The 9,638-nt window shown below is 69.4% G+C and carries 12 protein-coding genes; 8 read left to right on the top strand and 4 right to left on the bottom strand.

The genetic code is table 11. The annotated features are described in order from the left end of the window. Nucleotides 1-502 precede the first annotated feature (502 nt). The 5 genes from gap to ACFWW9_RS36220 all read left to right on the top strand — a co-directional run bounded on the left by gap (nucleotide 503) and on the right by ACFWW9_RS36220 (nucleotide 4,187). Nucleotides 503-1,507 (top strand): type I glyceraldehyde-3-phosphate dehydrogenase, encoded by a 1,005-nt coding sequence (gene gap, locus ACFWW9_RS36240; protein WP_390386836.1) that lies wholly within the window; start codon nucleotides 503-505, stop codon nucleotides 1,505-1,507. A 7-nt stretch (nucleotides 1,508-1,514) separates the two neighbouring features. Next, nucleotides 1,515-2,678 carry a phosphoglycerate kinase gene (locus ACFWW9_RS36235; RefSeq protein WP_281262212.1) on the top strand — a complete coding sequence of 388 codons (1,164 nt, stop codon included), beginning with the start codon at nucleotides 1,515-1,517 and terminating at the stop codon, nucleotides 2,676-2,678. After that, nucleotides 2,678-3,466 carry a triose-phosphate isomerase gene (gene tpiA / locus ACFWW9_RS36230; RefSeq protein WP_390386834.1) on the top strand — a complete coding sequence of 263 codons (789 nt, stop codon included), beginning with the start codon at nucleotides 2,678-2,680 and terminating at the stop codon, nucleotides 3,464-3,466. Before ACFWW9_RS36235 ends, tpiA begins: the two co-directional genes overlap by 1 nt. A 91-nt stretch (nucleotides 3,467-3,557) precedes the next feature. Next, complete coding sequence (secG, locus tag ACFWW9_RS36225) at nucleotides 3,558-3,791, top strand: preprotein translocase subunit SecG (protein ID WP_106196853.1); 234 nt, start codon at nucleotides 3,558-3,560, stop codon at nucleotides 3,789-3,791. A 51-nt stretch (nucleotides 3,792-3,842) separates the two neighbouring features. Further along, nucleotides 3,843-4,187, top strand: coding sequence for an RNA polymerase-binding protein RbpA (locus tag ACFWW9_RS36220; protein ID WP_390386832.1), 345 nt, complete (start codon nucleotides 3,843-3,845; stop codon nucleotides 4,185-4,187). A 135-nt stretch (nucleotides 4,188-4,322) separates the two neighbouring features. Here ACFWW9_RS36220 and ACFWW9_RS36215 read toward each other — a convergent pair whose 3' ends face one another. Beyond that, nucleotides 4,323-4,808, bottom strand: coding sequence for a hypothetical protein (locus ACFWW9_RS36215; protein WP_390386831.1), 486 nt, complete (start codon nucleotides 4,806-4,808; stop codon nucleotides 4,323-4,325). On the opposite strand from ACFWW9_RS36215, the gene ACFWW9_RS36210 reads away from it, so the two are divergent. The 3 genes from ACFWW9_RS36210 to ACFWW9_RS36200 all read left to right on the top strand — a co-directional run bounded on the left by ACFWW9_RS36210 (nucleotide 4,774) and on the right by ACFWW9_RS36200 (nucleotide 7,853). After that, nucleotides 4,774-5,169: a hypothetical protein gene (locus tag ACFWW9_RS36210; RefSeq protein ID WP_390386830.1), complete on the top strand. Its 396-nt coding sequence runs from the start codon at nucleotides 4,774-4,776 to the stop codon at nucleotides 5,167-5,169. The genes ACFWW9_RS36215 and ACFWW9_RS36210 overlap by 35 nt on opposite strands. A 210-nt stretch (nucleotides 5,170-5,379) precedes the next feature. Next, nucleotides 5,380-6,216, top strand: a complete 837-nt coding sequence (locus tag ACFWW9_RS36205) for a hypothetical protein (RefSeq protein ID WP_390386840.1) — start codon at nucleotides 5,380-5,382, stop codon at nucleotides 6,214-6,216. Next, a complete protein-coding gene (locus tag ACFWW9_RS36200; RefSeq protein ID WP_390386829.1) occupies nucleotides 6,213-7,853 on the top strand; it encodes a serine/threonine-protein kinase in 1,641 nt (546 codons plus the stop codon). Before ACFWW9_RS36205 ends, ACFWW9_RS36200 begins: the two co-directional genes overlap by 4 nt. Here the strand turns inward: ACFWW9_RS36200 and ACFWW9_RS36195 are convergent. Genes ACFWW9_RS36195 through ACFWW9_RS36185 form a run of 3 tightly spaced genes read right to left on the bottom strand, consistent with a single transcriptional unit; the run spans nucleotide 7,850 to nucleotide 9,039 of the window. Beyond that, nucleotides 7,850-8,173: a DMT family transporter gene (locus ACFWW9_RS36195; RefSeq protein ID WP_390386838.1), complete on the bottom strand. Its 324-nt coding sequence runs from the start codon at nucleotides 8,171-8,173 to the stop codon at nucleotides 7,850-7,852. The genes ACFWW9_RS36200 and ACFWW9_RS36195 overlap by 4 nt on opposite strands. Beyond that, on the bottom strand, nucleotides 8,173-8,505 hold the full coding sequence (locus ACFWW9_RS36190) for a DMT family transporter (RefSeq protein ID WP_390386828.1): 333 nt from the start codon (nucleotides 8,503-8,505) through the stop codon (nucleotides 8,173-8,175). Before ACFWW9_RS36190 ends, ACFWW9_RS36195 begins: the two co-directional genes overlap by 1 nt. A 3-nt stretch (nucleotides 8,506-8,508) precedes the next feature. Then, on the bottom strand, nucleotides 8,509-9,039 hold the full coding sequence (locus ACFWW9_RS36185; RefSeq protein ID WP_390386827.1) for a TetR/AcrR family transcriptional regulator: 531 nt from the start codon (nucleotides 9,037-9,039) through the stop codon (nucleotides 8,509-8,511). Nucleotides 9,040-9,638 lie beyond the last annotated feature (599 nt).

Genomic DNA, 9,638 nt, shown 5'->3' with positions numbered 1-9,638 from the left:
AAGCTTTCCACCTGCCGTTTTGGCCCGACAAAGGGGCAAAACGAGGGGTCCCCGAGTCAAATCGGCCACAGCACGCTGGAACGAGCGCCACCGGGCGACCCAGCTGGATCAAGAGCCGCAGGGGTGACCCGGCTGGATCGAGAGTCGCAAGCCGGCCAGGCTGGATCGAGCCGCCGCAAGCCCAGCCCAACCTCAAATCCACCATGCGGAAACAACTTTCCCCCAGGCGGACTTCCCTCCCTTGGCGGTAGCCCCGGCGTCCAACACCCAAGACACTGGTCACGCCCCCTATCCGCCATCCGAGCGCACCCGGCCTGCTCAACTTCTGGGATTAACACCCCCGCAACCTGGATTTTCTTGCTCGATCAAGAGATCCTGTAGGTCCACGTGACCAGCGCCGCAACGGTGGGGATAGTCTGGCAGTGGCTTTCCGACAGCCCACACGTACAGCCCATCCGTACGCCCTGGCGCATCCGCCAGTCGAGTATCGAGGAGACGCACCGTGACGGTTCGCGTAGGTGTCAATGGTTTCGGCCGCATCGGTCGCAACTTCTGGCGCGCCGTTCAGGCCAGCGGGCACGACATCGAGATCGTCGCGTTCAACGACCTCGGTGACGTCAAGACCATGGCCCACCTGCTCAAGTACGACAGCATCCTGGGTCGTCTGCCCAACGACGTGTCCGTGAACGACGAGGGCATCTCGGTCGACGGCAAGACCATCAAGGCGCTGGCCGAGCGCGACCCCGGCAAGCTGCCGTGGAAGGACCTGGGCGTCGACGTCGTCGTCGAGTCGACCGGTTTCTTCACCGACGCGACCGTCGCGCGCAAGCACGTCGACGAGGGTGGCGCGAAGAAGGTCATCATCTCCGCTCCGGCGAAGAACGAGGACCTCACGATCGTGCTCGGCGCGAACGAGGACAAGTACGACGGCTCGCAGACCGTGATCTCCAACGCGTCCTGCACCACGAACTGCCTCGCGCCGCTGGCGAAGGTCCTGCACGACACCTTCACCATCGAGCGTGGTCTCATGACCACGATCCACGCGTACACGCAGGACCAGAACCTCCAGGACGCGCCGCACAGCGACCTCCGCCGCGCCCGCGCCGCCGCGCTGAACATCGTGCCGACGTCGACCGGCGCCGCGAAGGCTATCGGCCTCGTGCTCCCCGAGCTCAAGGGCAAGCTGGACGGCTACGCGCTGCGCGTGCCGATCCCCACCGGCTCCGCGACCGACCTGACCGTGACGCTGGGCCGCGAGACCACCGTCGAAGAGGTCAACGCCGCCTACAAGGCCGCCGCTGACGGCGCGCTCAAGGGCTACCTGCGCTACAACACCGACCCGATCGTGTCCTCGGACATCGTGACGGACCCGGCGTCGTGCATCTTCGACGCCCCGCTGACCAAGGTCATCGGCAACCAGGTCAAGGTCGTCGGCTGGTACGACAACGAGTGGGGTTACTCCAACCGCCTCGTGGACCTCGTCAACCTCGTCGCCTCCAAGCTCTGAGGACCACGTGAAGACTCTTAGCGACCTGCTCGCCGAGGGTGTCTCGGGTCGGCGCGTCCTCGTGCGCGCCGACCTGAACGTGCCCCTCGACGGCGACAAGATCACCGACGACGGCCGCGTCCGCGCGTCGGTGCCGACCCTCAAGGCGTTGACCGAGGCCGGTGCCCGCGTGCTCGTGGCCGCCCACCTCGGCCGCCCGAAGGGCGAGCCGGACCCGAAGTTCTCCCTCGCGCCCGTCGTGGCGCGGCTGGGCGAGCTGCTCGGGGCCCCGGTGGAGATCGGCACCGAGGCCGGCGCCGAGGGCACCGTGGTGCTGCTGGAGAACATCCGCTTCGACGCCCGCGAGACCAGCAAGGTCGACGCGGAGCGCGAGGCCCTCGCCGACGAGCTGGCCGCCAAGGCGGACGCGTTCGTCTCCGACGGCTTCGGCGTCGTGCACCGCAAGCAGGCGTCGGTCTACGACGTCGCGAAGAAGCTGCCCGCCTACGCGGGTGGTCTCGTGCTGTCCGAGGTCCAGGTGCTGCACAAGCTCACCGAGGACCTCAAGCGCCCGTACGTCGTGGTGCTCGGCGGCGCGAAGGTGTCGGACAAGCTCGGCGTCATCGCGAACCTGCTGTCCAAGGTCGACCGCCTGCTCGTCGGCGGCGGCATGGCGTACACCTTCCTCAAGGCCCAGGGCCACGAGGTCGGCAACTCGCTGCTCCAGGCCGATCAGCTCGACCAGGTCCGCGGCTTCCTCGCCGAGGCGGAGAAGCGCGGCGTCGAACTGGTGCTGCCGGTCGACGTGCTGGCCGCCACCAAGTTCGCGCCCGACGCCGAGTTCGAGGTCGTCGACGCGACCGCGATCCCGGCCGACCGCGAGGGCCTGGACATCGGCCCGAAGACCCGCGAGCTGTTCGCGTCCAAGCTGTCCGACGCGGCCACCGTGTTCTGGAACGGCCCGATGGGCGTGTTCGAGTTCGAGTCCTTCGCCGGTGGCACGCGTGCCGTCGCCGAGGCGCTCGTCGCGAGCGACGCGTTCACCGTGGTCGGCGGCGGCGACTCGGCCGCGGCCGTGCGCGCGCTGGGCCTCCCCGAGGACGGCTTCTCGCACATCTCCACCGGTGGTGGGGCCTCCCTGGAGTTCCTTGAGGGCAAGGAACTCCCCGGCGTTTCCGTTCTGGAGCAGTGATGGCGACCCGTCTGCCGCTCATCGCGGGCAACTGGAAGATGAACCTCAACCACCTCGAGGCCATCTCCCTGACGCAGAAGATCGCGTTCTCGCTGCCCGAGAAGTACTACGCCAAGGTCGAGGTCGTGGTGCTCCCGCCGTTCACGGACATCCGCAGCGTGCAGACGCTGACGGACGGCGACAAGCTGCTCCTCAAGTACGGCGCGCAGGACATCTCGGCGTTCGACTCCGGCGCGTACACCGGGGAGATCTCGGGCCTGATGCTCGCCAAGCTGGGCTGCTCCTACGTCACCGTCGGGCACTCCGAGCGCCGCGAGTACCACAACGAGTCCGACGAGCTGGTCAACCGCAAGGTGAAGGCCGCGCTCAAGCACGGGATCACCCCGATCCTCTGCGTCGGCGAGCAGTTGGACGTCCGCGAGGCGGGCAACCACGTCGAGCACTGCAACTCCCAGCTGGTCGAGGGCCTCAAGGGCCTCTCCGGCGAGGAGGTCGCCAAGGTCGTCGTCGCCTACGAGCCCGTGTGGGCCATCGGCACCGGCCGGGTCGCCGGCTCCACCGACGCGCAGGAGGTCTGCGCGGCGATCCGCGTCCAGCTCGCCGAGAAGTACGGCGAGGAGGTCGCGGCCGTGGTGCGGGTGCTCTACGGCGGTTCGGTGAAGTCCGGCAACATCGCCGAGCTCATCGCGCAGAAGGACATCGACGGCGCCCTCGTGGGCGGCGCGAGCCTCCAGGCGGACGAGTTCACCAAGCTGAGCGCGCTCGCCGCGGGCGGCCCACTACCCTGATCCCCAACATTCCCTTTTTCCACAGGGTGGGTCCACGTTCGGCAGTTGAACCGGTACTCTGTGGCGTCAACTGCCTGACAGCGAGGAAGAAATGATCCTGTTCCTTCAGATCCTTTTGATCGTCTCCAGCCTGCTGCTGATCCTGCTGGTGCTGCTTCACCGCGGCCGTGGCGGCGGTCTGTCCTCGCTGTTCGGTGGCGGCATGCAGTCGAGCCTGTCCGGCTCCAGCGTCGTGGAGAAGAACCTGGACCGCCTGACGCTGTTCGTCGGCGCGGTGTGGGTCATCGCCATCGTCGGGATCGGGCTGCTCGTCAAGGTCGGCTGAGCTCGGGTCAATCAGGCGCAGGACAACCACGTGGTGGGGGTGTAAGGGTCGATGGCTGGTGGTAACGCGATTCGCGGTACCCGCGTCGGCGCAGGTCCGATGGGTGAATCGGAGCGCGGGGAGTCCGCGCCCCGAAATCGGATCTCGTACTGGTGTGCGAACGGGCACGAGTCACGGCCGTCGTTCGCGATGGAGGCGGACGTCCCGGAGGTCTGGGACTGTCCGCGGTGCGGTCTCCCGGCGGGCCGGGACGAACAGGCTCCGCCTGCTCCTCCGCGCAACGAGCCGTACAAGACTCACCTGGCGTACGTGAAGGAACGGCGTTCCGACGCCGACGGCGAGGCGATCCTCCAGGAAGCGCTCACCAAGCTGCGCAAGCAGCGCGAAGTGCCGTAAATCGGATGACCACGACGAAGGCCCGCACCTTTCGAGGTGCGGGCCTTCGTCGTGCGATGGGCCGAATGCGCGTGCATTCGCCGGGAGCATTCGCGCAAGCGGTGCCACGCCGAATTCGGTGCGGAACCGTTTCGCTCAGTTCTTGGCGGGCAGGCGCAGGGCGCTGAACTGGCGGCGCAGCATCGTCGCCCCGATCAGGATGAAGAACACCAGCACCACGAGCGTCGACGACGTCCCGCTGGTGCCGCTCGTCAACGACACGTCGACGCTGCCGACGAGCAGGATGTCGCACTGCGCCTCGATGACGTGGCGGCCGGGCTCGATGGTCGCGAACTCGACGGGGGAGTTGAACTTCCCGGTGCCGTCGGCCTTCGCGGTGCCGACCTTCTCGTCCTTCGACGTGAGCTTCACGTCCGAGCCCGGCGCGCAGCCGGTGCCGGACGCGTTGAGCTGGTCGCCGGGCTGGATGTTGTCCTTGTCCAGCGTCAGCGCGCCGTCCGCGTCGATCGCCTTCGTCGTGGAGGTGCCGCTGGAACTGGGGGCGGACGACGAGGACGAACTGGAGTCCGTGGTCGTCGTGGTGGTGGTGACCGCGGTCGTGGTGGTCGTCGTCGTGGTCACGACCGGCGGGGTGGTCGTCGTGGTGACGACCGGCGGCGGCGTGGTCGTGGTGACCGGCGGGGGAGTGGTGGTCGTCGTGACGGGCGGCGGGATGACGACGGTGAAGGTGGTCCGGGGCCCGTCGCACGCGCTCTGCGCGACGACCGTGTGGAAGCCCGCCGTGGCGTTGGCGGGAACGGCGACGCCCGCGGACCCCGATCTGGCTCGGCTGAACGATCCGCTGCCGATCGGTTGCTGGTTGTCCCACAGGACGGTGACCGTGTTGTCCTTGCAGGGGTACTGGAAGTTGGTCCACGTGACCGTGAACCCGTCGCCGGGGGCGGCCGAGTTGGGCGACGCCGACACCGCGGGCGGCTGCTGAGCGCCTGCCGGTGTGACCGCGAGCACCGTAACGGCGAACGCAGCTAAGCCGAGTACACCTAGTGTTCTGGTCGCCCGCATGGCCATCTCCCGGAATGTGTCGCTGTCGGCGGCGCCGGAATGTAGCATCCGCCCGCAGAACGCCGTGCTGAACTTGAGGTGCAACGTGAGACGTTTGACCAGCGCTGCGGGTTCACTCCTGCTGGTGGGAATGTTGCTGGGTTCGGCGCAGGGGGCGTTCGCGGCGGCCGGTGACGTGACGGTCAACGCGACCGTGGACCGGAAAGCGGTCGGTGGAACGACCGATCTGCTGCTGGACCCGGACCGGTCGATCCGCGTCGAGGTGACCGTCCACAACGGAACGAACGCGCCGCGTCACGTGAAGACGGTCCGGCTGTCCGGGACGGCGCTGGCGCTGACGTTCTTCGCCTACGACACGACGGTCCCGTTCGACGTGCCCGCGAAGGAGAGCGTCACCCGCGCGTTCCAGCTCGACCTCGCGGACCTCGGCGGCCAGGCGACCGGCCTGCTGCCGACCGAGATCGAGGTGCTCGACGACAACCGCGACGTGCTGGGGTCCGTGGCGACGACCGGTGACGTCCTCGGGTCGATGTGGTCGGTCTACGCGGTGTTCGGCCTCGGCGTGCTGCTGCTGACCGTCTTCTCCTGGGCGGGCGCGCTGATCGCGCTCGCCCGCCGCAGGCTGCCCGCGAACCGGTGGCAGCGCGCGATGCGGTTCCTGCCCGCGGGCATCGGCACCGGGCTCGTCGCGGTGATCTCGCTGTCCGTGCTGAAGCTGATGGCCCCCTCGCCCGCCGCCGAGATCCCGTTCATCCTCGGCTCCGCCGCCGCGGCACTGCTGCTCGGCTACCTCACCCCGCACCCCGGTGAGCCCGACGCGCTCCGCCCGGCCGACGACGCCGACCGCGAGACCGACGACTTCTCGGACGCCGACCGCTACTCGGTGACCGACCACCACTCCGACTACAGCGAGGCCCCGTTGACCGAGCGCATCACCCGGCCGCTGCCTCCCGGTGGTGCGGTGTGACCGTCGCCCCGAGCGTCGTCGCCGCGCTGCCGCAGTACCAGTTGGGCGAGCAGATCGGCCACGGCGGCATGGGCGTGGTGTACGCGGCCGTGCACCGGCCGCTCGGCCGTCCCGTCGCGATCAAGCGCCTGCCCGGCCTGCTGGCCGAGGACCGCAAGATGAGCGACCGGTTCGAGCACGAGGCCCGGCTGCTCGCCCGGCTCGACCACCCGCACATCGTGCCGGTCTACGACTACGTGCAGAACCACGGCGAGCACCTGCTCGTGATGGAGAAGCTCGACGGCGGCACCGTGTGGTCGAAGTTCTCCGAGGAGGGCGTCACCGCGGGACAGGCGTGCGCCATCGGCCTCGCGACCCTGTCCGGGCTGCACGCCGCGCACGTCGCGGGCGTGCTGCACCTGGACGTGAAGCCGAAGAACCTGCTGTTCACGTCGTCCGGTGTCCTCAAGGTCGCCGACTTCGGGATCTCGCAGGTGATCAGCGAGGGCGCCACCCTCATGACCCACGCCGGGCAGGTGCTCGGCACGCCCGCGTACATCGCGCCGGAGCAGGCGCTCGGCAACCCGTTGACGCCCGCCGCCGACGTCTACGCGACGGGCACCGTCCTGTACGAGCTGCTCTCCGGCTCGTTGCCGTACGAGAGCGGCGGCGGCGCGCTGGCGATGATCCAGCGGCACGTCTACCAGGAGCCCCGCCCGCTGGGCCCGGCCGTGCCGAGGCCGCTGGCCGAGGTCGTGATGCGCAGCCTGGCGCGCGAACCGCAGGCCCGCTACCGCAACGCGGAGACGTTCGCGGTCGACCTCGCGGGCGCGGCCGCCCAGGTGTTCGGCCCGGACTGGCTCACGCGCCTCGGCGTCCGCGTCCACCTGTCGCCCGCCGTCGCGACCGGCAGCACCCGGCCGTCGCAGCACCCGACGCAACCGCGGGAAACCCTGGCGCTCAACCGGGTGCGCGGCACGATGGTCGACGCGCCACCGGTCACGCAGATCGGCAGCCAGACGCTCATCCCGGCCAGCTCCGTCCTCGCCGCCGGTCCGCCCGCCCGCAAGACCGGGCGGTGGTTCGCGCTGGCGGGCGCGCTCGTCGCGCTGGTGATGCTGGCGCTGCCGTTCACCGTGACCGGCCGCGACCTGCCCGTGCTGACCCAGGACCTCAGCCAGCCCGTCGTGCTCCAGGGCAAAGCGCCGACGACCCTGACCATCACCGTGGCCGGGGTGACGCTGGCGACCGTGACCGGCGACCCGGCCGCCGGACTGGAACTGCCGGGCGTGACCCGGTGGATCGTCGGCGGCGCGGCCGTGGCCACGGTGAAGGGGGAGGACGCGCAGCAGGAGTACCTGCTCAAGCCGCTCGCCAGCCCGATGCTGAGCATCATGGGCGTGGGCAGCGCGGTCGTGCTGCTGTTCACGTTGGCGTACCTGGAGTCGATCCTGCGCTCGCTGCGCCGCCGCCAGGCGGGCACCGGCGCGGTGATCATCGCGGCCCCGCTCGGCTTCGCCCTCGGGGTGGCGGTGTGGCTGCTGCCGACGGTGCTGCTCCGCAACGAGCCCGCGCTGCTCCCGACCCTGACCTGCGCCCTGCTCGGCGCGGTGGCGGCGGTGTGCGTCGCCGTCGCCACCCGCCGCGCGGCGGCCTAGTGGGTGGTCCTCCCGAGTTCGACCAGGAGGACACCGCCCATGATGAACGCGATGCCGAGCGCCATGACCCAGGTGAACGGCTCCTTGAACAGCACCCGGCCCGCGATCGCCGTCAACCCGACGCCGGTCGCGGCCCAGATGCCGTAGGCGACGCCGATGCCCATGCCGTGGCCGAGGGTGAGGGTCAGGAAGAGGAACGCGAGGCCGTAGCCGACGAGGACGGCGGCGTACCAGATCCGCTTGCCGGTGGTCGCGACCCGCAGGGAGAGGGTGGCGCTGACCTCGGTGAGGATCGCGCACGCGAGGTAGACCCAGGCCATCATGTCGACGCCTTGTGCTGGGAGCCCAGTTCCACCAGCAGGACGCCGACGATGATGAACGCCATGCCCGCGAGCATCACCAGCGTCAGGGCCTCGTCGAACAGGAGCGCGGCGAGCGTCGCCGTGAGGACGACGCCGAGCGCGCCCCACACGCCGTAGGCGACACCCAGCGGCATGCCAGCGCGGAGCGTGCCCGCGAGCATCACGAACGACGTCGTGTAGCCGAGCGCCACCAGGACGTACCAGGCCGGGTGGTCGAGCGACGCCTTGAGCGACAACGACCCCGTGACCTCACACCCGATCGCGCCCGCGAGGAACAACCACTTGCGCACCGGTCAGTCCTCCAACATCCGGTCGGCGATGGCGCGGACGCGGTCGCGGTCGGCGGGGGAGAGCGGGAACACCCGCGTCGCATCCCCGAACCACGCCCCGTCGGCGAGCAGTCGTACTGCGGTGAGTCGGCCTCGGGTGTCGTCCGGGAGGTCGGAGGGGAGGTGCAGCCACGGTTCCAGCCGTTCGACCCAGCGGGCGGTGAGTCGGTCGCGGAGGCGGGGGTCGGCGAGCATGACCAAGTCGGCTTGGTCGACGGTGCCGGAGACCGACCACTCGAAGTAGGCGCGGATGCGGTCGTGCGGGGAGGCCTTCTCGACCGAGAGGGGTTGGCGCTCGGCGAGTTCCCGGACCCAGGCGTCGACCACGTGGTCGACGAGGGCGAGCATCAGGGCTTCCTTGGTCCGGAAGTGGTGCATCAGGCCGGGCTTGCTCAACCCGACCTGCCGCGCGGCAGTCTCCAGGGAGACCGCCCCACCAGACCGCAGCAACTCCAACGCCCCGTCGAGGATCTGCTCCCTGGAGTTCGTCGTCACTGGGAGAGGGTACCAACCTTCCGGAAGGTTGGTGGATTTGGGCTGCGTGCTGCGTGCTGCGTGCTGCGGGTCGTGGGCTGTGGGGTGCGGGCTGCCGGTCGTGGGTTGCGGCTGCGGGTATGGGTGTGGGTCCGTGGGCTGCGGCTGCGGCTGCGGCTGCGGGTGCGGGTGTGGGTCTGCGGGCTGTGGGTGTGGGTCCGTGGGTTGCCGCAGTGCGGGTCTTGTCGCCTGATCGGGTGGATCGGTTTTTGTCGGTGCCCGCTTGTACCTTGTGTATTGGGGGGTTCTGCTCGATCGGGGACCCCTGCGAGGCATGTCCTTCAGCGACACCCGGCAACCTCTTGGCCCGATTTGGCCACTCAGCGGCGCTCGATCCAGCAGGGTCACCCTGCGGCTCTTGATCCAGCCTGGTCACCGGGCGGCTCTTGTTCCAGCGTGCTGTGGCCGATTTGACTCGGGGACCCCTCGTTTTGCCCCTTTGTCGGGCCAAAACGGCAGGTGGAAAGCTTGCCGCCCGACAAATTTTAAGGGGCAAAACCCCCGAGTAAAATCGGCCACGTTCCGTGGCCACCCCGCCGGTACCGCCGTGCTCACCAGCT

Origin of the sequence: Umezawaea sp. NPDC059074, from assembly GCF_042738955.1 — a bacterium.
In the GTDB taxonomy this organism is placed as follows: domain Bacteria; phylum Actinomycetota; class Actinomycetes; order Mycobacteriales; family Pseudonocardiaceae; genus Umezawaea.
The sequence above is the reverse complement of the archived record's forward strand: the minus strand, read 5'-3'. Positions and strand labels throughout refer to the sequence as shown.